We start from the raw sequence: 24,201 nt of genomic DNA, 5'->3' as shown, positions 1-24,201 counted from the left end.
GCATGCTGATTTTTTCTATAGCGTATTTTGTCTTGGTATAGGAGGAAAAATCATCTATCAACTCTTTAGATCCGACAGTGACAGTATAATCTGTGACAAGTAAAAAAAGACTGGAACGAATGGTTACCCATCATTACAGTCTTTTTGAAAACATTTTTACTGAATGACAAATCCTTTAGGCAAAATCACCAGTTGCTGGTCTAGTTTTTCGCAATGACTGGCTAGCGCTACAGCATCACTATTGACAAGATAGTTTTCAGTTGATTGGTTAAAAATAGCTTGGAGTTTTTGTCCATCATAATTCCATTCTAGAACAAGCACGTCCGACTTGATTTCTCTCAGGCTATAGGTTCCATGTTGGATAATGGCTGAAGCATCCTTACGAAGCTGAATCAACTTCTTTATAAAATTAAGCATGTCATTACTGTCTGAAACACGGTCTCAAGGCATGACACGACGACAATCTGGATCCGGCCCTCCACCTAACTCCAACTCCGTTCCATAGTAGAAACACGGTGTTCCCCTTTGTAAAAAGAGGCAGGCAAGTGCCGACTTAACGAGTTGAACATCTCCTTTGGCAGTAGCCAAAATGCGCTCCGTATCGTGCGAATCCAAAAGATTGAACATCACTTCCGAAATCTGTTGTCTATAGTACATAGACTGGCTATTGATCTCATTGATGAATTGAGGTGACTTCTTAACCCCACGCAAGAAATAATCCTTAATACTGTCAGAGAGTGGATAGTTCATGACTGCGTGAAATTCATCGCCATTTAGCCAAGGCTGTGAAGTATGCCAAACTTCTCCAAGAATATAAAGGTCAGGCTTTTTAGCCAAGACAGCCTTACGGAAATCTCGCCAAAATTGATGGTCTACTTCATTAGCCACATCCAAACGCCAAGCATCGATATCAAACTCTTCAATCCAGTAGGTCGCAACGCTCAACAAATAGTCCTTCACTTGAGGCTTGGCCGTATTGAGCTTGGGCATATAGCTGGCAAAGGCGAAGGTATGATAAGGGAGTTTTCTTGGATTTCCAAGCTTATCTTTGGTCACGGGAAATTCTTGAACATGGAACCAATCTTTATATTCCGACTTTTTACCATGCTTGAGGACATCCTGCCACTGCGGAGACTGATCCCCGATATGATTGAAAACAGCGTCCAGCATGATTTTCATTCCTCTCTGATGGGCCTCCTCCACCAGTTTACGAAAGGTTTCCTTGTCTCCAAAATGATGGTCAATTTCGAAATAATCCGTTGTATTATACTTGTGATTGCTTGGGGATTCAAAGATCGGACAGAGATAAAGACCTGTAATCCCTAAGTCTTGCAAGTAATCCAGATGGTCAATAATGCCCTGTAAATCACCACCAAAGAAATCGCTCGTCTTCGGTTTAATCGACGAATCCCAAGCCAAAGCCCCTTCTGGAGAAATCTCTGGATTCCCATTAGCAAAGCGTTCTGGGAAAATTTGGTACCATACCGTCTTTGCTACCCAGTCAGGAACACGGCAAGCATCAATCTCATGGATATACGGAATTTTAAAGCCATTTCCTTCATAATGAAGGTTTTCTGGCGTGTTTGCAACACATCCCTTATCTCCATATAAGATACTTTGACCTTGCTTATCCTTGAGTTCAAAGAGATACTGGAGTCTCGCATAGCTAACCCTAACTTCTACTTGCCAATAATCAAATAAGGCATCGGAAGTTACTTTACTCATCTCCTTACTATCTTCATAACGGTCCTCTATAAAAATAAAAGGATCTCCATAATGCAAATGGATGCTTTCAATATCATCTTTCTTAGTCCGGATACGAATGTGCATTGTCTTATCTTTATAAAGATAAGCATACTCCGACTCTGGTCTGTGGTAAATGGCTGTTAATTCTATTGTATCTGTCTCCTAGTTTACTTTGAATCGCTTTACGACGCAAACGTTTTCATAATTGTGATTCTAGTATACTACTTTAAAATTTTATTTTCAAGACTTGTCCGTAGTTTCGAGTGGATTGTTTCTATAAATAAAAAAGCAGCCAGTCTTACAACTTGCTACTTTCAAATGATGATTTACAACTGTCTTTCTAACCATTCTATCTTTTTAAAATCCTTATTGTTATTGTGGTTATTTCGATAGGAATCTTGGGAAGAAGCCTTGTAAATACTTAAATACTGTTCTAGGTTTGGAACGCGAAAAGTGATGTTTTCGAGATGAATCAGCTCTATATCTGATTCCGAAACTCCTGCAAAATCAGGTAAAGAATCGATACTTCCGAATTCAACACTCAGACCATCTTTTTGGAATTCATGCTCATGAATATCTATTAAGGCATAACCTAAGTGTTTCATCACTTTCATTATCTTGTCCCACTCATAAATTCTGAGATGATCAGGTGCTTCCCAGCCTCTAGGGTCACCAGGCACATGAATGTCAATGTCAGACGGCCCCCATTCTTCATTTGAACGGTATTCAAACCCCAAAGACCCCATGAGCGTCGGAGTGATTCCGACTTGGTTTAAATGAGAACAAATTGTTCGAAATTCATCAAATAGAGAATTCATCCTTCCTCCAATCCTTGATAAAAACTTGATTTCTCAGTGAATGACAAACTTGTTTCTACCTTCTACTCTTTCGGTTGTGAAAAGACTTCAATATGCTGGCCTAGTACCTTGATTTCTACAGGTAGATTATCCGATTTATCGCCGTCAACATCTGACTCCAATTCACTATCTGAAGAGATCTTAATATTACGCGCTCTGATATACTCAATATTATCATTTCCGACAACATCCCCTTTTAGTAAATCAGGAATGACGGATAATTTAGAGAATATTGAAGCATCTTTTAGAATCAAAATATTGGCATAGCCATCCTTGTTTTCTTCAAAGATTTTCTTGTCAGCGAAGTAATTTGTCAAGAGAACCAAAACATGACTGGCTTCACCATCATAATTTCCATTTTCTGTCTCAATCTTAATGTTAAAGACCTGATCCGTCATCACAGACTTCATGGTATTTACAGCATAGGCTAAAATACCGAATTTTGTCTTGTCCTCGATCTCCACATTGTGAATCGCCTCAGGCAGAGAACCGATACTAAAGATATAACCAAAATAGTTGTCATTCGCTTTACCAATATCAATCTTATTGGTTAAATTAAAATCGAGTTCATCAATCGCGCCATCGATGTCTTGATTGATTTCCAACAGTTTCGTAATAAGGTTGCCCGTACCGCCAGGGATAATCCCTAACTTCGGAGTGTAGTCTCTCTCAGCAATACCCGAAATGACTTCATTGACAGTCCCATCTCCACCGAAAACAACCACTGCATCGTACCGCTCACGAGACGCTTCCTCAGCAAAGTGTGTTGCATCCAGTGCCTTTTCGGTAATTTTGGTTTCCACATGCTCAAAATAATCTTTGGCCTTATTCTCCAGCTTGACCTTATAATCCAAAGCCTTTTCCCCACCAGAGGTAGGGTTGATAATTAACATTGCTTTTTTCATTTATTTTCTCCTTGAATTTTAAATAGAAATGTTAGTGTAACTACATCAGTCATTACATATAATGCTATTATATAATGAAACCTCAGAAAAGAGAACTCTGACGTACTGGAGATTGATTTATAAAAACATAGACAAAGAGTTTACTAAGAATTTCAAGCATATAAAACATAGGTTAAATAAAGATTAGCAGATAATATCAGACGACTAGCTCCTAAATATTGTCACTTCATTATCTAAAATAAAGATAAGCAGCTTGATGAATACATTCAAAAAACTGCTGATGAAAGACAAAATTTACAAGATCAAATCAAGAATATTGAAAAGGAAATACAGGAGCTTTCTGCCACTATGGAACAAATTCATACTGTTAAAAAGTATCGATCTTACTACAAAGAATATAAGGCAAATCCGTCTGACAAGACATTTTTTGAGGAATACAAATCTCAAATCAAGCTCTATGAAACTGCCCTTTCAGAGCTTAAAAAATCCTATTCCAAGCTCCCAAATTCAAAGGATATTTTAGATAAACTTAATAAATTGCAAGAAAAAAGAATACCCTAATGCAAGAGTATTCCTCCTCAAAATCCGATATGGATGAACTTTATAAAATACGCAAAAACTAAGGAATTTACATGGGTAAGGAGATGGAGAGATAGCTTCCATCTCTACTCTTCACTTTTCAAAGTTAAATCTCCTATTGTTTTTCTATTAGTCCAGTAACTTCCTTTTATGCTGTCAATTTTATCAATTTGCAATTTGCAAGTGCCTATTTGTATTGGATTTTTTTCACTATATCTACTTAAAGGATTAGTAATATAAGTGTAATATAACACAAATCCTCCATTTTCTTCAACTAAATTGCTGGTAATAGTTTTACTGCTTATTTCATCAGATTTGAGTTTCACATCTGTATAAAGAAAACTTTGCCTAATCTCAATTTCAACTGCTTTTTCTCCAGATTCACCCTTATAGTTATAACTTAAAACTCCAGTATATTTTTTCTTTAATCTTGGTATTTTCACAAAAGGATTGTATTTCCATAAGTATCTTTCATATATAGCTATTGCAATAACAGAATATCCAGCGGACTCTAAAATCAAATCCCAATAATCCAAACCCGATTGAGGCTTCTTAAACTTATACAATATAATGAAAATAAGAATTGTAATTATTCCAGATAATTTTATCAGTGATTCCATTTTAGATTTCATAACTATAAAATCCTTTTAACTCATCTATGAATCCTTTATATACCTTCTCTCTATCAGCAGAATCATAGCATAATTTTTTAATACCGTTAACTTCAACAAAGCTATTAATGTTATGTTTATTATCATAAAGAAACTCTACAATATCATCAAAAATATATTTGTAACAATCATACTTTGTAAAAATTTCATCAGGAACATTATAAAGTAAGCATTCTATACCAAAAGAGCTTGCTTTCTGTGCAAATTCGTATCTTTCATCTTGCATTTGATACCTCATCTCTTTTGCTATTCTAACCATTTTCTTAAAATATAAGTTTGTTCTTTTATTCTTATCTATTCCATTCTTAATATGTTGTTCCGGATAATTTATTACTTCAGTTCCATCATCAGCTTTGATAAGTATTCCTCCTACATAATTTTCTGGATCAAACCTGTAATCACAAGAGTAATCCCTATATCTTAATGCTGGAACCGAATCAGCATCTTTTCTATAAGAATTTCCATGTATTTTAATAGATTTGTTTTTTCTTTCCACATCATCACCAAATTTATTTTCTAATGCGGATTGAACTATATCTTTAAAAGTCTTGCTTTTTGAAATTGCACTTATAAAACCATAATTAGTTTTAGAAACACCAACTCTATATTTTGGTCTAAATTGATCTATTTGAACAACAGCAATATCTACATCACTATGCTGTCTAACATTAGTATTGTTTGCATAAGATCCTTGTAAAAATATTTTAACCTCATAATCATCATTACTCTTCATCATAACTTCAAATGAAGGTGTCTCACTATACATTTTTTGAATGGAAGTCCTTTCATTAAACCCGATAGTTTTTAATGCATCAACTACCATTCTTATGGCATTTTTACATTGATTTTCCTCTGTTTCACTCAAAGGTTTTGCATATTTTCTTAATTGCTCTTCTGTGAATATCATTTACTACTAATCCTCCTTTGATACCGTCATTTAACATCTATTCAAACTCAATCTCTTCATTAACTTTTTGGTGAATATCTACTCTATTAACAACATCGATTACATTTACCAGCCAACCATTTAGTGTACAACTTCTGATAAATTCATCAATTCTATTAACTCCATTCATTTCTTTGAGTGTTACAACAACACCAAACCTAACTCCTACACCATCTTGAGGAGCTAATCGGTTATTTGTTTTTATTTCCATGCCCCAATTCTTATTTCTATAAGAGTCTTTTGGTATCATTCTTTTTGTAGCACTCTCTGCAATATACTTTACATTGTCCCATTTTCTAAACTGCTTTCTGGCTTCACCTTCCAAAAGATAATTTTTTTCTCCCTCTAAGGTGTCTTCTGTATTCTGTTTATCTCCCTTAATATCCTTAATTTTTTTATCATCCCCTATTCGCCCAAAATGTAAATTCAATTCCGTATTTGTATAATCAACACCTTGCAATCTATCACACAATGGAAAATAACACATCGTAGCCTTCGCAATATATGGATACTTATTATCTTTTAGAGGAACTGGGAAATCGTAGTTATAAGTATTCCATTTTTCGCTAATGTCTGATACCACAAATTTAATTTCATCATCTTTTGTTTGAATAATATCGTTTATATGAATTGGTACAACTCCATGCCCATATAAAGCAACTTCCTCAGGAGTCGGTTTTTCATCCCAACCTCTTGCAGCATCAATAATCATGGCTTTTGCAACTTCTCTATTAAGTCCTAACACATCAATTAAATAAGATAATTTTCTCGCAATCCAAGGTGCAGCATAAGAAGTTCCGGCAACACTCGCAGCCCCTAAAGGTTCACAAACCCTAATGTACTCTTCTTCACTGCCACCATAATAGCTCACATCAGGCTTTGCAAAGAAAGATAATACTAATCCTTTACGAGCATATTTAGTAGACAGACCATTCTTACTAACTGAATTTACAACTATGCTATTAACAGAATCCGCCGGAGATCCTATTTTTACTATATCTGCACTCGGTTTATTTGTCCCTGCCACAACAAATATTACATTGTTTTCAAACTGAATTTTATCTAATGTTGCAGCTTCAGCAGAAATAAAGTTGTCATTAATTTCCTGATTACTGCCAAGTGAAATATTCCAGACTTTTATATTTGAATTATTTACCACAATACTCTTTATTTTCTTTATTATTGAAAATGAAGAATATTCAGCACCTACCGCTACTCCAAAATGCCTAACTTTAAACCTTCCGCAGCCATCATCCAACCAAGGATTTAATCTTGCTCCATCAACAATAATAGAAGATACTGCTGTCCCATGATTATAATCTTTTGGATTTTTTGGTATATCTTCTGAAACCATATCATGATATTCAACCCAATCGCTAAAATAAACACTTTCATCGAATAAGGTATCTATCACTCCAATCGTCGGTTCAATAGTTGGGGATGGTATAGTTACCATTTTTGTTTGATACTCATTGATAAAATCATCGGGTGATAAATTTGACAAATCAACTGTTGCCATTGAAACAAGATAGGGTGCTTTTTCGAAAAGTACTTCTACCTGATTTTCATCTAAGTAAACCGTTTGATTATCTAAAATTCTGCTACTTAAAATATCTATCCCTAATCTTTCAAATAATAATTTTGTATCTTTTCTTACATCGTACAAAGTTATAATACTCTGCTTTACATCCATTGTAGGTAACTCTACTTCAAAGGAATCAATATATGATGCATCTGCAATCACTTGTTTGAATGTAGACATACTTACAGAAAGTTCTTTAAAAACTGCCGAATTAACAATATTTTTATCTTCAAACATGTTTTTGTTAATCTTCCCTGCAAATTTTTGAGATAATATATTGGAAGTATCTGTAATCAACTCTATACTTTTAGTCAAGTCATACTCGTCAAGAAAATATATGATAATATGTTTACTCTTATCTCTATTAAATTTTGCTCCAACAATTGCATCATTAGAAGCCGTTCCTTTAAAAAGTCCAGAAATCCGATTACTTTTTGCAGCAATCTTATTATAATAAACACTAACCAAAATACCTTCAAACGACTTTGTTTCTTTATCCCAGAATTCTTTAATCTGAATTAGCTGAGATCTTAATCTTAATAAATGCTCTGTACTGACTTCCACTTTCCCATTCATGGCTATGCCTCCACGCATACCATTTTTACTAGCTTGCACAAAGCGTTTCCCTTTTAATTCCACGACATTATTCACTATCTACTTCCTCCCTCTTTAACTTTCTTGATACTGCACTTTTAGACTCACCTTTTAATTTTTCTATTTCTCTTACAGTAAATCCTTCTTCATGAAGTTGGTTTATATCCTTTTGATCCAAACTCCCTATCAAACTATTGTATAATCTTTTCAAATAATCATACTCAGAACCAACATCGCTAAATGCAAGTGATGTTTTTATAATGTTTTTTAATTCCCCGGGATAAGGTATTTTCTTTGCTGTCTTTAATATTTTTTTAAATAATCTTGTATCCTTGGATACTCCTTTAAAATTCTTGATAAATGAAGAAAAATAATATTCAGCAACTTCTATTAAATCCTCATCACTATACCTATTGAAATTAATAACAGCATCAAATCTCCTAATTAATGCTTTATCAAAATTTGAATATAGATTAGTTGTTGCAATAAGTACAATCTCTTTATTAAGGTCTGTCAATCTATCCAATTCTCTTAAAATTGTAGATGTTACTCTTCCCATCTCTCTAATATCATTAGAATTAATTCTATCCAAAGCAATAACATCAATTTCATCAAATAAAACCACAACCTTATTTGCATTTGGAAGCATATTTATTTCTCTAAATACTTTTATTATGTTTTTATTAGTCTGTCCCAACTTGCTATCTATCAAGTTTTCAAAATCCACCCTAAAAAGAGATCTATCCAATAATCTTGCAACATTTTTGGCTGCTTCTGTTTTTCCACTTCCCGGTAATCCTTCAAATAAAAATTTATTAATACCAACATTATGGTTTACAGCGTTAATAATACCTTTTATGTCTTCTGTTATTTCAAGTGGTAAATTTAAAGCCTCTAAATTTCTTATTTCTACTTGTTTTAAAAACTCACTTTCAAAATCACTACTTTGTGGTGAATATAAATTTGCTTCGGACATTAACCCCATAATATATTCAGATAACTGATAATCTCCTATGCTATCAAAATATCTTGCTATTGCTATCGCCTCATTTCTAAAGGAATTTTCATTCCTTTCCACATGGTATTTTATTAAATTTAAAACATTTTGTTTTTTCATATTGCCATACCTCCTATTTTCTTTATTATTATACCACAAATCGGGACACATTTCTATACTTTTGGGACAAATATCATAAATTTTAATTTTCTATATTAAAGGTTATATTAGTAATCATTCATGAATAAAAAAGAGCCGGTTCAGTCCTAAGACCATACCGACCATAGATTTATCTTTCAGCTTCTTTTGTTGCTTATTTCTTTTCTTTAGGTTTTTCCTTTTCTTCAGCCTGATATTTTTTGATAGCTCCAAGTACAGAATCATTCTTTTCTTCTTTACCTTTCATCTGCTCTTTTGTATTTAATAGCTTTGAAGAAAGTATCCTGATATTGCTATGCTCTTTCCCGTTATCATCAATTGAAGTTCTTATTTGTCCAAAGAGCTTAACAAAATATCCCTGCTTAAAGTTCTTTGGAATATCACTTTTTTCTCCATAGGCAGAGCAATTATGATATACCTTATTACCCAGATACCACAGAGAAATTTGCTACCTTAAAGGCTTTTCCGTTCTTATTTTCCCTTTCAACTACATTGACCTCTCCAACAATATTTCCGACAATATTGATAAGATTATCCTTTTCTTCCTGAGCATAAGGTAAGTCTTTTATCTGTCCCTGTTCTCTTAAATCCTCAATCATATAGTCAAATTCCTCATGTAGCAAATTAAGACTGTCATTGTCCATATAAGCGTCATAGAGGTTGTCTAAAGCAATGCCTTTTTCCATGCTGATAATCGCCTTAACAAAGTCTTTATGGTTATCATTTACCATATCTTCAATTTTATCTCTTATTGTTTTGTAATCCACTTTATTCTCCTTTCATAGTAAAAGGGGCTTTCGCCCCCTTATATTGCATATTCCTGTTCTTTCGCTGTTTGTTTTTCTCCTGTTTTGCTTTCATTTTGATAGGCTCTTATCTGACCTAAAATAGACGGCTTGTCCTCTGATTTTTGTGTAGTTTCTCCTTTACTATGAACATTATCCTCCACATCAAAGGTTGACTCAAAATAGTCGCTGTCCCTAAAATCATTGTCATATCTGTCAGCAATTCCATCATTATCTAAGTCTTTTGCGAGCGGATCATAGAAGTTTCCCTCATCATCAATGTCCAGTCCGAGAGCTGCCTTTAAGTCCTCGGAATCCACATAGACTAAATCTTCAAAAGAGGATATCTCTATTTCATTTTTCATATTCCTTAGAGCTTCGTTTTCTCCCTTGTTTTCATAGTCGAAGATCTCTGTTTTGATTGGAGTATCATCAATATACTGTGTCCATGTTTTAGCTTCTAAATTCAGTTCGTACTGAATCCCATGCCTTTCATCCGGTGTATTCGTATACGCAATGCCTGTTTTTTGAAACTGTCTGGCTTATATCAAAGATATAGTCCACCTGCCGTAATCCTCTAAAATTGGTATCCCTTTCTGCCCTCGCATAACCGTTCGATTAAAGCGTTCCCTCCAGTAGTCGAACTTGGCACAGGCTGTCGCTTCAGGATTTTTATCATATATACTTAATTGACTTCTAAAATAATACCTTTGATTGTTTCCGACAACTTTTAGGAACTTTAGATATTCCGCTTCATTATACAAAACATCTTGTTTTATTAGCTCCAAAATGTTATGAAAATCATTTATTCGCATTTTTACCTCCTTCTTTTTTCAAACAAAAAAGGCGGTTAGATTTTACTCTAATCACCTTCGCTATATACCAAATATTATTACTCTATTTCAATTTTTTAATTGATTCACTTTCAGATAGTATCTTCATTTGTTCAATAGCTATTGCATTTCATTTTTCCAATCTTTCAGATTGGCTCATGCCTTCATTTATAAATACCGCATTAAGATTCTCAAGATTAGAAAGGCAGACAAGCCTTACTCTTTCAATCAGTCCGATTCCTTTTTTCATATCGAGTTCATCAAATGTTTTTATAGCTGTCGGCTTTGAGATATTTCTTCTTCTCATAATTTCTTCAACAGTAAAATAGATAAATACTCTGCCTTCCCTGTCTATCCAGTTATTCTTAAAAGACATTCCTGTCCGTTTAAGAAGCATTGAATAAAGGATACTATTTTTTTAGTAAATAAAAAATGTTTAAATTTTATATTATTACTTTTTAAATAAAATCCACTTGCAATAGCTGGTCCAAGTGCACCAACTATATGTAATATTCTTCCTATAAAAGTCTCTAATCCCAAAATATAAGATTGCGTAAATATGGCAAGAAGCCCCCAAGATATATAAGTAATTCCAAATGTAAAACAAAGATAATTTTTTAAATTCCTTTTATCAATTTCTGTCATTTTTTTCTTCCTAATCTTGATTATTTTATGAATAATATTTTTACTGCTTCTTAGTTGCTATCGATTATAACTACCTATATTCTATCATAAAAACACAAAAAAGCCTTACAATCAAGGCTTTTCACTATTCATTTCGTCAATACTTTAGTTTCGTAGATTCAGATTCGCATGATTAAAACTAGTCAATTTTCTCAATAATGTTTCCAAGTCTATCCAATACAAGACAGGAATGATCATTTAGTGGAATTATGGGAACACTGACGAGTTCTTCTGCTCTATCCTTATTAGCTTTATCATTCCAGGAATCATAATGGACACTAATTAAAAACTGACTAAAGAGTCCTAATCCATTTTTTATCTTTATCTGATGATCTGAATTATCATTAGGTGAGACATAGACTTTTTCTCCTAATAATAGGGCTCCTGCAGAAAACCCTATAACTTTTGCCCCTTTATTAAGCATATGATCGATATAATTTTTGAACTCCTGATTGACATAAGTAGCTATATATTTTTCCGTATTTCCTCCACCAATGATGATTAGATCAGCATCTAAATAGCTATCAAAATCAATCTGCTCAGTGTCCAAAAGTAAGTAATCAGTGTTTAGATTAGGAAATTGACTTTGGAAAACTTCCGTGTACTTTTTCATGTACGGTTCCCAATTTTCTCGAAAAACTGTAAAAATAACAATTCTTTCAATCTTGCTTGATAATACAATTTTATCAACAATGCTATATTTTTTTATTGGGGGATTCCCACCCATCAAAAAAATTTGTTCTTTCAAGTTAACACACTTTCTAAAGAGACATAAAATTTAAACAAGTTTATTCACGTTTCTAAATTATAATTTTTTCTTAAAATGAATAATTCTATTTGCCTCCTGAAATCCAATATTGAGATGAAATCTTATAGAATCCGTATTCGTTAAAGTACAGTCACTTGCAAATTCCTTACATCCTTTATTTTTCGCCCATTCCTCACATTTTGTACAGAGATTTTTAGCAATATCCTTTAAACGATATTCCTCGTCGACAATAATCCCTTCTAAGAATCCAACAGGACTATATTTACAACCTTCAACATAATCAAATCTGAGTGAACATAGTGCTAGACCTACAATTGTGTCACCTTCAACTTCAGTAAAGATTGCAGTATTTTTGTCATTCGTATATTTTTTAACTTCATCAATAGCTTCTTTATCGGTCAATTGGGGCCATAATTGTTTTATTAGTTTAGCCGTTTTTATAGAACCTTTTGTTATTCCATCCATATTGATGTTCCTCCGCAAATTACAAGCAAATGTTTCGAATCACGCTGTTACTTTGTTACTCATTGATTGATACCAATACCATCCCTTTCTACTTTTCGACTGTCTCAGATCGGACGAGCAGAGCTACACACTCAGCGGTTCGGACTTACCGTATCATTTCGTCGGTTTCCCTCCTCATTCTACGAGTCCTATCCCATGGGCAGAGCATCTACTTCTACTTCGCTGATGCCTCAGCTCGTACAAGCAGTGATACCGCCTCAACATGATGCGTTTGTGGAACTCAAAAGGTTCGGGGAACCTTTTGAGTATTAACTACGTTTCACTAACAAACTCACACACTCGACGTGTGGTGCTAGTAAACTTCTATATTATAGAACGAAAGGGATAGAGTTAATGTTTAAACTTAAACTTTAGAATGAAAATTTTTTTCTTTTCTTACCCTACAGTATCCGTACAAATTTTATAGGCTTCATCTCATAAAAACTTGTACCTTGCTAAATTCAACAAACTGAAGCTTGTTTGTCTCATTTAGCTTTCTTGGGTTTCTTTTCTGGCAGTTCCGCATACATACCTTTCAGTAGTTCAGTAATCAAATCCATATCCTCAAATCTGTCGAATGCATACATCAATGTCTTTGAACCCTCATACGGATAACGCAATTCTGAGTCTGCAAGAAGTTTGTCCGATGTCGGCGTTCTCTTTAAAAATAGTTCATTATCGCAAATGTCACCTATCAGCTTACCGTTAAAATATATAAGGTAGCCGCCCATCATGGATCTTATGACAATATCACCTGCTGCAGAAAAAATCTCACGAACAAATTCATTAAATTCATTCACTATGATTACCTCCTTCATAATAAACCTTGTAAATTTTGCGAATCTTCGTTAATGCGATTTTTCTATTGTCTCTGCAGCATCAATGACTTTCCTATTAAGTCTACTGATGCAACCTTATAACCCGCTGCAAGGATTGTATTTGGCATCGTGTGTGTCGGTGACGGTGCCCAGTAAGCTGAATAATTATATGCTGACTTGCAGAGAGTACATCCAACAATGCACTCAATATCTGCGAAGGATAATGTAAGTTCAGTCTTTCCACATTCTTCGAGGTACTGTTTCAGTTTTGAAAATTTATCCTTTTCTACTGGCTCTTCGTCCATTTCACCGACCTGAACAAGTGCATTACTGAGTTCATCACATTTATCGACCATCCAGGAGAAATATTCCTCCTGCTTTGATGGGTTGAACACATCAGCCTCACGCTTGTAAATGATGCGTTTTGCCTCGCTGCCTTCCCGGCTGGAATACCAGTCTAGCTTGTCACCGAAGATTTCTTCTATCTCACTCTTCTTACTTTCCAATCTTTCAAATGCATTCTTGGTATAGGCATAGATCAGTAAAGTGAGGTACTTACTTCGTGTCACTGTATACGAAAGATGATAATCTGCTCCATTCACAGGGACATCATACCAGTTCTGTGCTAACGGTTTTCTAAGTGCAATATCGTTATCTCGACCATCTGACTTGCAGTAATCCACAAAGTTTGCCCAAAATTGAAGCTGAAGTTCACCCAGATCACCCACAGGTTTTGTCACCTGTTTTTCCTTTTTAGATGACTCAGCAGGTTTTTCCTTTTCTTCAGGCAGCGAGGCTGGAATTGCTCTTCCATCGTTTACCCATGTAACATATATAAGTTTATCCATCTGCTGTGAGGTAAAACTGAACTTCCATCGATTTTCCATAAACTCCAGAAGTTTTTTACTTCTTTTATAGATATTACCTGCTGTCCAGTCAATCTCCTGTGCCACTTCAATTTCGGAATGCGATCCATTCTGATATCCTCTTCGTCCTCCATTCTTGGATGTCTTCTTATCTTCAAAGCTGTCATTCTGCAATGCAGAATTGATACTCTGTGAAAGAGGAAGAAGATTTCCAAGAGCACCGGACAGAAAATCAATCTCTTCACTACTAAACTGGCGGAACTGATTACGCCAGTAGTATTTTGATGGAGTCTGTGGAAGGATATGTTCAATAGAAACCTTATCCTTTTCCGTCTTTGTAAACATCTCCCAGCTTACCTTATCCAGGTTATTCTTCTTGGCAAGTTGATACTCATATTCATATAAGAAGTATTTGATGGAATTCCAATAATAGAAACCGCCCTTATTGTCAAAGTGCTTTTCAATCTTTGTTATAAAGTTTGGAAGTGCATACTCGATATTAGCTTCCGTAGTATCATTGATATCATTAATCAAATTATCAATGTCCATTTCCTTCAGGTAAATGCTTCTTGCAGCACGATAATACTCACTGCTTCTGAATGTGGCATTAAAGTAACCAAGACGGAAACAGATAAAGATGAATCTCTCAACCGCTGTAAACAGTTCGATTCTTTTCTCCGGCGGCAAGTCCCTTCGACCAATCACTGTCATTATTAAAGGCCTAAAGTGTCCGATTCCTATACGATTCAAACGGTCAACCCATACCTTTTCATCATCAGTAAGGTTATCGCTCTGCATTGGGAAGAAGGTATCATACCAATACTTCACCATGTCCTTAAGGCTGTATACATAGTTCAAAATCTCTGATGGTTCTAATTTAGAAACCTCAACGGTATCTGCTTCGCCAGGTTCGTCCTCAATATCAACATCAGGGTCATACTCACTATCCCCAACAACTGCCGGAAATTCGCCTGATACAACAACGGTCTTCTTTTCAAAAATATTCTTTACTGAGAACTTATTTAATAAGAAGTGGATGTAATCATCACCTTTTCTTCTAGAATAGGCAAAGTAAGCTATCCAATGTGCTCTTAAAAACTCATCATCAGAAAGAGGAGTCTTTTCATTTCTTCCAAGCTGATAATAAACTTCCTTCCACGTATCGTTGATCTGTTTACGAAGATTATCCTTGTCCATCTTATCGAACTTGTCATCAGCATAAAGTGTTGTCAGATATATCAAACGATTCTTCAGCAGTTCCAAATTCGTAAGTTTCTTACCACGATTGTTCATGGTTTCAAAAGCAACAAACACGTCATAATCATCATCGATTTCATGGATGTTGAACATCAATCTCTGAGTTAATTTCAGATACAGTTCATTGATGCCATCCATTCCTTCGTTCTCGTAAAGAGCAACCAGGTTTTCTCTAAAGAAGTTCTTTGCAAATTTAAGATTTCTTGTATAGTACGTTTCATTTACAGTCCCAGAATATGGTTCATTGAAAATTCTATACTGCAGATAATCGGAACTTGGATTATCCACCTCATAGCCGAACAGGTATGTAGTAATCTGTTTATTCGGTGGTCTGTGCTGACAGATATACTTGGAAATGACATCCTCTAATGTTTCGTATCCAAGTACAATGTCTCGGTCAGATAAACCTTCATTTTCCTTTAAGGTTCTGGAGTACTTTACGATTTCATTTAGAAGAATGACAAAGCTGGTAAGTCTCTGCTGTCCATCAACAATGTGGCAAGGTTTATATCCTTTCGACACCATCCACAGGTCACTACCCCATGATGTTGTCTCGGACGATTTCAGATTTTTTAGAGACAGTAAGCCCGTGTAATGATATCTACCGTCCTGCAAATTAATTAGATCATCCCAGAAATCCGCAAGCTGTGACTGCTGCCATGCGTACCCTCTCTGATAATCTGGTATTCTGAATAATCTGTTTTGAAATAACAGAGATAGTGGTTGAAGTTCATTAGCCATTATTCCTGCCTCCTAACATTCACTTTCGTTACTTGTTTTTATCTGTTCACCATCAGGCAGAATAAAAGATTGCTCAAATGTAACTTCCAACACATCCCCTATCTGTTTCATTTCCTCAAGTGAAACCGTATCCCTTTTAAGTTTCTTTCCAAAGTACTGAGGAGTCTGTCCAATCCTTCTGGCAAGTTCAGATATACTTATATTCTTTTTATTACATAACTCTTTAATCATATCGGATGTTTTCACGTGCTGACCTACATCCACTTAACTAATAAAGCATTTATAATTGTTTCTCGATCCAATTATCAATTCTGTTTTTTATATTGTTATAGTAAGCTTCTGTCCATGATTTTGAATAAGAAGCACTATAATTGTCTATGTATGTACCATCATTTTTTTCCAAATCGAAGACTCTATATTTTCCATTTTCTTTTCTTACAAAGGAATTTTCTAATCCGTACCATTCAACTATTTTATTAAAATCGTACGCAAAGTGTTCCAGCCATTTTGCAGTTCCAGCTTTAGTATAAATATTTTCTAATCTACAATCAGTTTTACCTTCACATTTTCTTTTCAAATCAAATAACATATGGTCTATCCGGTCATAAAACTTATAGTATCTTGACGTGTTTAATCCTCCCATTTCACAAGGAAAGAAAAAAATCGGTTTACTACGATAATTCTTAAATGTTTCTACAAAATTAGAATTAAAACCTTCATGTTCCTTTATTCGTTTTACAGATAACAAAGCATCACAAGTACATTTCACACCATCGACAGTTTTATACTTGTGAGATTCCAAAGGGTATCCATCAGGGTCTTTATAAAATTCATAAAATACTTCCCAAGCTTTTTCGCTATCTTCGTATTTATTCAAAATACAGTTCATTAAATCAATATCAAATTCAAAAACATCTCTATATGTTAGATTTTCATTTACAAATCCCATTATCATTCCCCACAATATATTTATATATTCATTTCACCTTCATATAGCTTAGTATAAACCATTTGCTTTATAAATTCAATATTTCTACATTTTTCGCTTGTAAATTTTTTATGAATAAGAAAAACACCCTGCATTGCTGCAAGGTGTCCGTATCGTAGTTCTTGTTCAATTATCTCTTTAATTCAAGTGTCATGCCGGATTTTAATTCAAAGATAAGATTATTTTAGTTATATTTGCTTTTTGGATTAATAAAATTGGTTTATCGCATCTCTTTTCTTTAATAATGCAAATATATCATAAAGAAGAAACAATATCAACATTATTTAGTAATTTTTCCGGTTTTTAAAAATAATTCCCGTGTACACATGTCTGATAACTAAAAAATTCTTTTGTCAAACACTAATAAAAAACAGTGACTTACTAGGTATAGTTACACACAGATCTACTTCTGTTCCTTTTAGAAACTTATATTTTCATTTTCATGCATAGTAAAGACATCGTTTTTTTCAAAATAAGGTTTTACCATTTCTTTCCATATAGCTTTATGAAAATTGATTGAGTTTAAAGGAGATAGGCCATAATTTTCCAATGCATAACCATCATTTACTTCAACAACAAATGTTCTTCCATCACGAGTAACACCTATTTCTAGCCCATAAGCTATAGGCGCATCTTTCCAACATGATATCACTTCATCAACTACACTAGGATCAAATTTTGCATGATATTCACCTGTATAGGGTCGAACATCTAATACTTGACCATCTAACACAAAACAACGCCATTCTGCTATGAATTCTACAACTTATCTAATATTATATCTATAACAGAAAATCTTTCCCTTATTACTCTTTGTTCAAAGATTCCAGTATTTCTATATAACCTTTGTAGAAACGTTCTCTTGTAACTACTTCACCAGGATATTTTTTTCAAGAAGTAAGAATATATCATTAGGATTAATTCCTTCATCTAATAAATCTTGATACAGTAAGTTACATAATCTCATTTCACCTTTACTTGGAAATTTTAAAAATGTTCCATATGTAGGAATCATTGACAATAGAATGTATAGACTCTTTTTCATTGTTTTCCTTTTATCTAAGTTTATTAATTTAATCAAATATAACTACCCTATCATTACTGAAGTTATTAAAGGTAAGATTTACTTTTTCATAAACTTCCTGAATTTCCTTATAAATCTTATCCGAAACATATGATGCTCTCAATTCGGATTTCTCAATAAGCACCCACTTTAATTGAGAGTAAGAATACTTTGCAAAAGTAATCCATTGTGAGTAATTTATCGTCATAGGATTTTTTGTAAAGTAGATTTTCCCTGCATTAGCGGATGTAGCTATAGAGTGTCCAATAAATAGCATCGTATGTAATTTTGGATGTTTTTCTCTATCCAACGAAAAAGGAATAGAATCTTTTATTGAATGTTCTTCGTTGATTTTCTTAAGTGCGTACCCAATTCTGATTATAACTTCAGTAATCATTGTAGAAATAGCCATACTACTAAAATGAATGAAATCATAACCTTCGTAATACATTCCTTGTACGATTTCTGCTATTGTTTGATCCTCGTCACCAATTTTTCCAAACTGAAGCAAATTAAATAATCCCATCAATGGTGCAGGTAATCCCATTGATGTTGTAATATCAGATTTAAAATGAATTATCTGCTTTGCTATTGCTACAAAAATATCACTTTCTTTTCGATCTGTGTAATTCTCCATAAATTGAGAAACTATTTTCCCAGTTTTATCAATGGTAGTCATCTTACCATTTAGAATATCACATACACCAATTACTAAACCAAGAAGTGGATCATGTCCAAGAGATAACAATCTATGATAATATGTAGATAGTCCATTAACATTTACTTTAGTATGACGATTATCTTGAGCATCAAAAGGGACTTTACTGACCTTTGAATTTGCCAACTTTTCCATTTCTTCTTCAGGGAATCGTTGATTGAACCAATCTCTTACATAATTAGATAAGGGACCACCTTTTAAACCATGCGGAGTTTTTTTAGGTATTCCAATTAAAAGAATATCAATAATCGCTGCTAATATACCAGCTCCTGCACAAATCGATATATCAATTTTATCAAGTTTATGAATGTTGTTAAAATCATCCTGCAATGATTGAATAATTGTTTGATTAAGTTCCAATTCTTCTTTTGTGAAGAGTGCATCTAGTTTATTCATTGAACCAACTTCGCACTCCGCTTTTATTACTAAGTCTTCCCATTTAGGTACAACGATAGTTTGTTTTTTAGTTTTGGTATCTATTATTGGTAAATCAGTCAGAGTATAGCCTAGCTCTCTCAATAATTTTTCACTTTCCACTATACGTTCTTCTGCAATAGACATCTCAGGTCTGTTTATTAAATCTAACTCTTTTGTTTGATAAGTTAAAATATTATTGAATTTTTGTTCTTCATCAGAATAAATGAATTTACTCATTGTTAGTCACCTAAATCATTTTTCAAATCCTTAATTGCTTGAGTTAGGAGGATATTTAAACTCTGTAGATAATCTAGCCGTTCCTTATCAGCATCTGCCTCAGTTTTCAGAGCTTGTATAATAGCTTCATGTTTTTTCAAAGCTTCTTTATATAATCGTTCTTTTTCCTGTTTAAGTTGTTTATTTTTTAGATTAGAAGCTAATAGTATACCACCTCCAGCCAATACAACGACTGGAGCAGCCATTACAAACACTCCAGCTACCATACCACCTCCAACGACACTGCCAATAGCTGCAAGACCAGAAGTAATACCAGCCGCTGATAACCCTACAGTACCTAAACCATAAAGAGCAGCAAATGAACCTATCCCACCAATACCTGCCCCCAATGCACCAGCTAACACTTCTGGAATTGGACTCTCTCTTATTGTACGTGTTTTATCATTAAGAGCTGCCGCTGCCTCATTAATTACGTTTACAACTTGTTGTAGTGATTCTACACTTTGGAATACCAGTTCTTTACTCATAAAAAATCCTCTTTATTTTATTATTTTAATTATACCATGTCTAAATTGAAAAACTGCAACATAAAAGTTACAGTCTAACATTATTTATCGAAAAAAAGTGTAATGAATTATACCCTATCCTTTATCATTCACGAGAAATACTTACACATCAACATGTGCTTATATCTAGCTTTTCCTTCTATAAATTGACTCAAGTTAAATTTCGGGTATTAGAGAATTAAAATATTCTCTTTCTAATCTATAGATATACCTATTCTGTTCGAGTTTCAGCTAAATATATTCCCCATTCAGCTAATTCTATAGGCAAATCATAAACAGTTTTTCCATTACTTTCATAGCTTTCGGAGATTCCTGGTGAGGTCTCAGAAAAAGTTTCCCAAGCTGTTACTAGCTCTTCTACAAATTGAATATTATGAGGTTCAAAAAAATCATTAAACTTCGATAGTTCTTTACTATAAATTGTCAAAACATTATAGCTATCAAGCATAATCTCATCATGACTTTGGTGCCCACCAAATCCAAACTTACTTAGTCCATCATTAACAAGCAAATTACCGTGTCTAATCAACAGTGCTAGGCATTCTTCTCTTGAACAACCATCAATATAATAAACATCCTTATGGGATTCCTTGATAATATTCTTTGCTATCACTTTTTCTCTATCAATACTGACAGGCAATTCCAAAATAAAAAACAAGGGCTCGTCATGAATCGCAATAAAGTGTTGAAAAACCTCTAATATTTTTTCTGCGTGTACATTCGCCATCAAATGATGTTCAGTTAACTTTGTAAATGATTCAAACAGATTTTCTACCAAGCAAACTCGGTGACCTTTTACTAAATTCAACATTATGCGTCCTCCAGAGAATTTAAACAATATTCATATTTATAATCTCATTATACCATTAAAACCCTAAAAATACTGCAACTTCCCAGTCACAGTCTCTTATAAATCTGCCTCAGTTTCTTCAAGGAAAGTTACTACAATTTGTCCAACTTCTGAAATACTGAGGTGGTCGAGAACTTGATTCATGATAGCTCCACCAAATTTATCTAAATCTACTATCTGATACATCTGCTTAGCATAGTGCATATGGAGAAGATTTGCTCCTTGATCTAGCTTTTTAAACTTAGTTACCACATCAGATCTATATTCTTGAGCTGTCTAATTAATCTTCTAAAAATTAAAACTCAAACTATGTTAAGAAATTCATCAACAACATCTGCAAATTTCCACAAGACCAAATCTTGCCTAAGTTTCATATATAAGAGGGAACACATTAATTCCCATAAAGCCATGCTCATTGGAAATGAATGTGTCCCCTATGTGTAATTGGAAATAAAAACTCAGTAACACCACCTATCGGAACAAGACACTCAACTGCTGCTCTCAATCTGATACTTCCCCAGCGCATAAGAAAAAGCCTTACAATCAAGGCATTTCTTAACCCCTTTCATTCCAAGGTTTCTAGGCTTTTACCAGCAAAGCTACACACTCAACATGATGCGTTTGAGGAAAAAGATCCACCGGCTGGACTTCCTTCAATTCATAACCCAATTCTTGGTAGAGTTTGATATCACGCGCCATGGTTGCGACATTACAGGAGATATAGGCGATGCGGTCAGCCCCAATTTGGCTACTTGCTTTGATAAAGCTTTCGGTCAATCCCTTGCGTGGTGGGTCAACCAAGATAACGGTTGGTTGGATACCTTCCTTGAGCCAATTCCTCATGGCATTTTCAGCTGTGTCACAGACATAGTGTGCATTAGTGATATTATTCAAGGTAGCATTCTTCTGGCTATTCTCTACTGCTTCTGGAATCACTTCAACACCGTAGACTTCTTTGACATGCTTGGCAACGGATAATCCAATCGTTCCAATCCCAGAATAAGCGTCAATCACCACATCATCTTCTCTTAACTCCGCAAAGTCAATAGCTGTTTGATAAAGTTTCTCTGCCATTTCTGTATTGACCTGGTAAAAGGCTGGCCCGGATATTTGAAAGTCATTTCCCAACATCTGGTCCGTAATATAGTCTTGACCATAAAGAGTCTTCCACTCCTTGCCAAAAATCGCATTGGTATTCTGGTCGTTGATATTTTGCATGACAGACACAATCTCCGGGAACTGCTTGATAAGGTGTTCAATCAACTGCTCCACTCGGAAAACTTTAGGACGTGTAGTCACTAAGATAACCATGATTTGTCCGGAATAGTGCCCGCGACGCACCACAAGGTTCCGAATCAATCCAGACTGTTCCTTTTCATCATAAGGTTTCAAATCATAGCGACGAAGCAAATCTCGAAGAACTACCACAACTTGGTCAATGACAGGATCCTGGATGAAGAAATCTTCAAGAGGCATGAGGTCATGCGAATTTTTACGGAAAAATCCAGTTTCCAAGATACCATTCACTCGACGAACGGGCACCTGTGCCTTATTTCGATACTTGACAGGATTCTCCATACCAAGTGTTTCAGCAACCTCTACATCTCTAATATCAGCAATCTTGTAGAGACTGTCTTTGACTTGCTTGGTTTTAAACTTGAGCTGCTCTGGATAGGCAAGATGCCCCAAATCAGCGATACCTGAGCGTAGATAAGCTAGGTCAAGATCTTGGTTACGATGTGGAGAGTAAGTAAGGTATTCTTCAACTTTCCCATAGCCAATTTTTTTATTGACTTTAAGGACTCGCATGAGGATTTTCTCAGTTGGTAGAGCATTTTCTACAAAGAAAACCAAACCTTCTATCTTAGCAACCCCAGCACCTTCATGGGTCAAATCAACAATTTCAACTTCTACAATATCATTTTTCTTTAGCATATTTTTCACTTTCTATCGGCCGACAAAAAAAGACGGCAACATTTCTGTTACCATCTATTATATCATGAAATGACCTAAGCACCAAAACTCTTGAAGAAGTTGACAATCGCTTGCCAAAGGGAGCTAAAGAAATTGCCCCCGTCTTCTAGCGCTTTATTGGCATCAAAGTTGAGGTTGATATTTTTAAAGCTATCTCCAGCTTGAGAGACAATGCTTTCCTTGAGTTCATTTAGGGTTTTAGTGAAATCAGCATTGTTCAAAATGTCACTCTTTGAGAGATTGAGGGCAAAATTGATGATGATATTGACCTGGTTTCCTGTTATAACCTGATCGAGTTTGTAGTTTTTTAGTGTGTCTTCTACAATTTTGCGAACATCTTCTTCTGTCAGATTTCCCTTGCTTTCTTTAGCTTTAGCTAGTCCTGCCTTGATATCTGTCATAGCCGCATTGAGCTTATTGGCATCATAACCTGACTTGTCCTTGTTTTCAGCATTGATATCGGACAAGGCTTTTAGTTCTTCTTGGGCTAGGTCTTTATTGGCTTGCGGTACTTTAGCACCATTGGCCTCTAACGAGTAGTAAATCCCAGCTAGGGCGCTCTCACCTGTAACTGGTATAGGAGCTGCAACTGTGATTTTGGCATGCTCAACTCCCAGGGTCACTGCTGCATTACGATACATATCCTGCGTTACCTTGGTGATATTTTCAGGCGTTTCAATCTTGACTTCTAGAGGCGACTTATCCCCCAGCTTTTGAATCTTAGCTGACGAATAGAGCTGTAGGCTAGCATCATTAGCAACATTCATAATTTTCGAATAGATATCAGGTGTCATAGTTTTGATATCTTTGGTGTCTTTTGATGCGTCATAGCCAAGTTTGCTAAGAGTTTGATTTTTCTGGTCTTCAGATAGAGAAGAACCTAGAACATATTCAGGTTGTACATAGGTTTCATCGATTACTTTTTGAACATCAGTTGCTGCGTGGACGCTCGTCATAGCTGTTGCGGCCCACAATATTGCAGCACTTGTTAGAAAGAATTTCTTTCTCATGGGGTATTCCCTCCTTTACCTTTCTAGGGTAATAAAACAATCTTAAAAAAAGCTTATAGTGAAAAACACCTGGTCAAACCAGATG

Annotated in this window: 20 protein-coding genes and 7 pseudogenes; 2 read left to right on the top strand and 25 right to left on the bottom strand. The window is 34.7% G+C overall.

Translation table 11 applies throughout. The features are described 5' to 3' along the window. Positions 1-156 precede the first annotated feature (156 nt). The 3 genes and pseudogenes from MK396_RS05395 to MK396_RS05385 form a co-directional block, all read right to left on the bottom strand. A pseudogene (locus MK396_RS05395) lies at positions 157-1,896 on the bottom strand (glycoside hydrolase family 13 protein). Between the two features lie 176 nt (positions 1,897-2,072). Continuing rightward, on the bottom strand, positions 2,073-2,564 hold the full coding sequence (locus MK396_RS05390) for a phosphoribosylanthranilate isomerase (RefSeq protein ID WP_268723899.1): 492 nt from the start codon (positions 2,562-2,564) through the stop codon (positions 2,073-2,075). A gap of 62 nt (positions 2,565-2,626) precedes the next feature. Further along, positions 2,627-3,508 carry a diacylglycerol/lipid kinase family protein gene (locus MK396_RS05385; protein WP_268723898.1) on the bottom strand — a complete coding sequence of 294 codons (882 nt, stop codon included), beginning with the start codon at positions 3,506-3,508 and terminating at the stop codon, positions 2,627-2,629. 246 nt (positions 3,509-3,754) lie between these two features. On the opposite strand from MK396_RS05385, the pseudogene MK396_RS05380 reads away from it, so the two are divergent. Continuing rightward, a pseudogene (locus MK396_RS05380) lies at positions 3,755-4,131 on the top strand (endonuclease); the annotation flags it as partial. Between the two features lie 42 nt (positions 4,132-4,173). On the opposite strand, the gene MK396_RS05375 reads toward MK396_RS05380, so the two are convergent. The 11 genes and pseudogenes from MK396_RS05375 to aac(6') all read right to left on the bottom strand — a co-directional run bounded on the left by MK396_RS05375 (position 4,174) and on the right by aac(6') (position 12,572). Further along, complete coding sequence (locus MK396_RS05375; RefSeq protein WP_268723897.1) at positions 4,174-4,719, bottom strand: hypothetical protein; 546 nt, start codon at positions 4,717-4,719, stop codon at positions 4,174-4,176. Continuing rightward, positions 4,709-5,665: a nucleotidyltransferase gene (locus MK396_RS05370; protein WP_268723896.1), complete on the bottom strand. Its 957-nt coding sequence runs from the start codon at positions 5,663-5,665 to the stop codon at positions 4,709-4,711. The genes MK396_RS05375 and MK396_RS05370 overlap by 11 nt, the downstream gene beginning before the upstream one ends. 37 nt (positions 5,666-5,702) lie before the next feature. Then, positions 5,703-7,937 (bottom strand): S8 family peptidase, encoded by a 2,235-nt coding sequence (locus MK396_RS05365; protein WP_268723895.1) that lies wholly within the window; start codon positions 7,935-7,937, stop codon positions 5,703-5,705. Continuing rightward, positions 7,930-8,997, bottom strand: coding sequence for an AAA family ATPase (locus tag MK396_RS05360; RefSeq protein WP_268723894.1), 1,068 nt, complete (start codon positions 8,995-8,997; stop codon positions 7,930-7,932). Before MK396_RS05360 ends, MK396_RS05365 begins: the two co-directional genes overlap by 8 nt. Positions 8,998-9,190: 193 nt before the next feature. Next, positions 9,191-9,803: pseudogene (locus MK396_RS05355) on the bottom strand (DNA-binding protein). Positions 9,804-9,841: 38 nt separating this feature from the next. Beyond that, positions 9,842-10,342: pseudogene (locus MK396_RS05350) on the bottom strand (helicase); the annotation flags it as partial. Positions 10,343-10,363: 21 nt separating this feature from the next. Further along, positions 10,364-10,636 (bottom strand): hypothetical protein, encoded by a 273-nt coding sequence (locus tag MK396_RS05345; protein ID WP_268723893.1) that lies wholly within the window; start codon positions 10,634-10,636, stop codon positions 10,364-10,366. 172 nt (positions 10,637-10,808) lie between these two features. Beyond that, positions 10,809-11,063: pseudogene (locus tag MK396_RS05340) on the bottom strand (replication initiator protein A); the annotation flags it as partial. 5 nt (positions 11,064-11,068) lie between these two features. Then, positions 11,069-11,299: pseudogene (locus MK396_RS05335) on the bottom strand (CPBP family intramembrane glutamate endopeptidase); the annotation flags it as partial. A 178-nt stretch (positions 11,300-11,477) separates the two neighbouring features. Beyond that, on the bottom strand, positions 11,478-12,086 hold the full coding sequence (locus MK396_RS05330) for a Type 1 glutamine amidotransferase-like domain-containing protein (RefSeq protein WP_268723892.1): 609 nt from the start codon (positions 12,084-12,086) through the stop codon (positions 11,478-11,480). 57 nt (positions 12,087-12,143) lie between these two features. Further along, complete coding sequence (aac(6'), locus tag MK396_RS05325) at positions 12,144-12,572, bottom strand: aminoglycoside 6'-N-acetyltransferase (protein ID WP_125410374.1); 429 nt, start codon at positions 12,570-12,572, stop codon at positions 12,144-12,146. Positions 12,573-12,601: 29 nt separating this feature from the next. Between aac(6') and MK396_RS05320 the strand changes: the two genes are divergently transcribed. After that, on the top strand, positions 12,602-12,838 hold the full coding sequence (locus MK396_RS05320) for a hypothetical protein (protein WP_268723891.1): 237 nt from the start codon (positions 12,602-12,604) through the stop codon (positions 12,836-12,838). Positions 12,839-13,096: 258 nt separating this feature from the next. Here MK396_RS05320 and MK396_RS05315 read toward each other — a convergent pair whose 3' ends face one another. The 11 genes and pseudogenes from MK396_RS05315 to MK396_RS05265 all read right to left on the bottom strand — a co-directional run bounded on the left by MK396_RS05315 (position 13,097) and on the right by MK396_RS05265 (position 24,116). Then, a complete protein-coding gene (locus tag MK396_RS05315) occupies positions 13,097-13,411 on the bottom strand; it encodes a TfoX/Sxy family protein (protein ID WP_006153684.1) in 315 nt (104 codons plus the stop codon). 62 nt (positions 13,412-13,473) lie between these two features. Then, a complete protein-coding gene (locus MK396_RS05310; protein WP_268723890.1) occupies positions 13,474-16,293 on the bottom strand; it encodes a DUF4268 domain-containing protein in 2,820 nt (939 codons plus the stop codon). A 12-nt stretch (positions 16,294-16,305) separates the two neighbouring features. Beyond that, positions 16,306-16,539, bottom strand: a complete 234-nt coding sequence (locus MK396_RS05305) for a helix-turn-helix domain-containing protein (protein WP_033585399.1) — start codon at positions 16,537-16,539, stop codon at positions 16,306-16,308. 34 nt (positions 16,540-16,573) lie between these two features. Next, positions 16,574-17,242, bottom strand: coding sequence for a hypothetical protein (locus MK396_RS05300; protein ID WP_268723889.1), 669 nt, complete (start codon positions 17,240-17,242; stop codon positions 16,574-16,576). Between the two features lie 457 nt (positions 17,243-17,699). Next, positions 17,700-18,047 (bottom strand): annotated as a pseudogene (locus MK396_RS05295) (ATP-grasp domain-containing protein); the annotation flags it as partial. A 307-nt stretch (positions 18,048-18,354) separates the two neighbouring features. Next, positions 18,355-19,716: a hypothetical protein gene (locus tag MK396_RS05290; protein WP_268723888.1), complete on the bottom strand. Its 1,362-nt coding sequence runs from the start codon at positions 19,714-19,716 to the stop codon at positions 18,355-18,357. A gap of 2 nt (positions 19,717-19,718) precedes the next feature. Beyond that, positions 19,719-20,243 carry a hypothetical protein gene (locus MK396_RS05285; protein ID WP_268723887.1) on the bottom strand — a complete coding sequence of 175 codons (525 nt, stop codon included), beginning with the start codon at positions 20,241-20,243 and terminating at the stop codon, positions 19,719-19,721. Between the two features lie 250 nt (positions 20,244-20,493). Then, a complete protein-coding gene (locus tag MK396_RS05280) occupies positions 20,494-21,093 on the bottom strand; it encodes a hypothetical protein (RefSeq protein ID WP_268723886.1) in 600 nt (199 codons plus the stop codon). Between the two features lie 96 nt (positions 21,094-21,189). Then, positions 21,190-21,336: a site-specific recombinase resolvase gene (locus MK396_RS05275; protein ID WP_268723885.1), complete on the bottom strand. Its 147-nt coding sequence runs from the start codon at positions 21,334-21,336 to the stop codon at positions 21,190-21,192. A 375-nt stretch (positions 21,337-21,711) separates the two neighbouring features. Then, a complete protein-coding gene (gene rlmD / locus MK396_RS05270; RefSeq protein ID WP_268723884.1) occupies positions 21,712-23,067 on the bottom strand; it encodes a 23S rRNA (uracil(1939)-C(5))-methyltransferase RlmD in 1,356 nt (451 codons plus the stop codon). A gap of 74 nt (positions 23,068-23,141) precedes the next feature. After that, positions 23,142-24,116, bottom strand: a complete 975-nt coding sequence (locus MK396_RS05265; protein ID WP_268723883.1) for a DUF1002 domain-containing protein — start codon at positions 24,114-24,116, stop codon at positions 23,142-23,144. Positions 24,117-24,201 lie beyond the last annotated feature (85 nt).

Origin of the sequence: Streptococcus oralis (genome assembly GCF_026782235.1) — a bacterium.
Lineage (GTDB): Bacteria > Bacillota > Bacilli > Lactobacillales > Streptococcaceae > Streptococcus > Streptococcus oralis_CC.
The sequence above is the reverse complement of the archived record's forward strand: the minus strand, read 5'-3'. Positions and strand labels throughout refer to the sequence as shown.

Excerpts from the sequence above, each read along its gene's own strand:
- MK396_RS05320 (WP_268723891.1), top strand. The coding sequence starts at position 12,602 with ATGTTTCGAATCACGCTGTTACTTTGTTACTCATTGATTGATACCAAT.
- MK396_RS05345 (WP_268723893.1), bottom strand. The coding sequence starts at position 10,636 with ATGCGAATAAATGATTTTCATAACATTTTGGAGCTAATAAAACAAGAT.
- MK396_RS05385 (WP_268723898.1), bottom strand. The coding sequence starts at position 3,508 with ATGAAAAAAGCAATGTTAATTATCAACCCTACCTCTGGTGGGGAAAAG.
- MK396_RS05370 (WP_268723896.1), bottom strand. The coding sequence starts at position 5,665 with ATGATATTCACAGAAGAGCAATTAAGAAAATATGCAAAACCTTTGAGT.
- MK396_RS05285 (WP_268723887.1), bottom strand. The coding sequence starts at position 20,243 with ATGAGTAAAGAACTGGTATTCCAAAGTGTAGAATCACTACAACAAGTT.
- MK396_RS05275 (WP_268723885.1), bottom strand. The coding sequence starts at position 21,336 with ATGCACTATGCTAAGCAGATGTATCAGATAGTAGATTTAGATAAATTT.
- MK396_RS05265 (WP_268723883.1), bottom strand. The coding sequence starts at position 24,116 with ATGAGAAAGAAATTCTTTCTAACAAGTGCTGCAATATTGTGGGCCGCA.
- MK396_RS05310 (WP_268723890.1), bottom strand. The coding sequence starts at position 16,293 with ATGGCTAATGAACTTCAACCACTATCTCTGTTATTTCAAAACAGATTA.
- MK396_RS05280 (WP_268723886.1), bottom strand. The coding sequence starts at position 21,093 with ATGTTGAATTTAGTAAAAGGTCACCGAGTTTGCTTGGTAGAAAATCTG.
- MK396_RS05290 (WP_268723888.1), bottom strand. The coding sequence starts at position 19,716 with ATGAGTAAATTCATTTATTCTGATGAAGAACAAAAATTCAATAATATT.
- MK396_RS05360 (WP_268723894.1), bottom strand. The coding sequence starts at position 8,997 with ATGAAAAAACAAAATGTTTTAAATTTAATAAAATACCATGTGGAAAGG.
- MK396_RS05390 (WP_268723899.1), bottom strand. The coding sequence starts at position 2,564 with ATGAATTCTCTATTTGATGAATTTCGAACAATTTGTTCTCATTTAAAC.
- MK396_RS05375 (WP_268723897.1), bottom strand. The coding sequence starts at position 4,719 with ATGAAATCTAAAATGGAATCACTGATAAAATTATCTGGAATAATTACA.
- MK396_RS05300 (WP_268723889.1), bottom strand. The coding sequence starts at position 17,242 with ATGGGATTTGTAAATGAAAATCTAACATATAGAGATGTTTTTGAATTT.
- rlmD (WP_268723884.1), bottom strand. The coding sequence starts at position 23,067 with ATGCTAAAGAAAAATGATATTGTAGAAGTTGAAATTGTTGATTTGACC.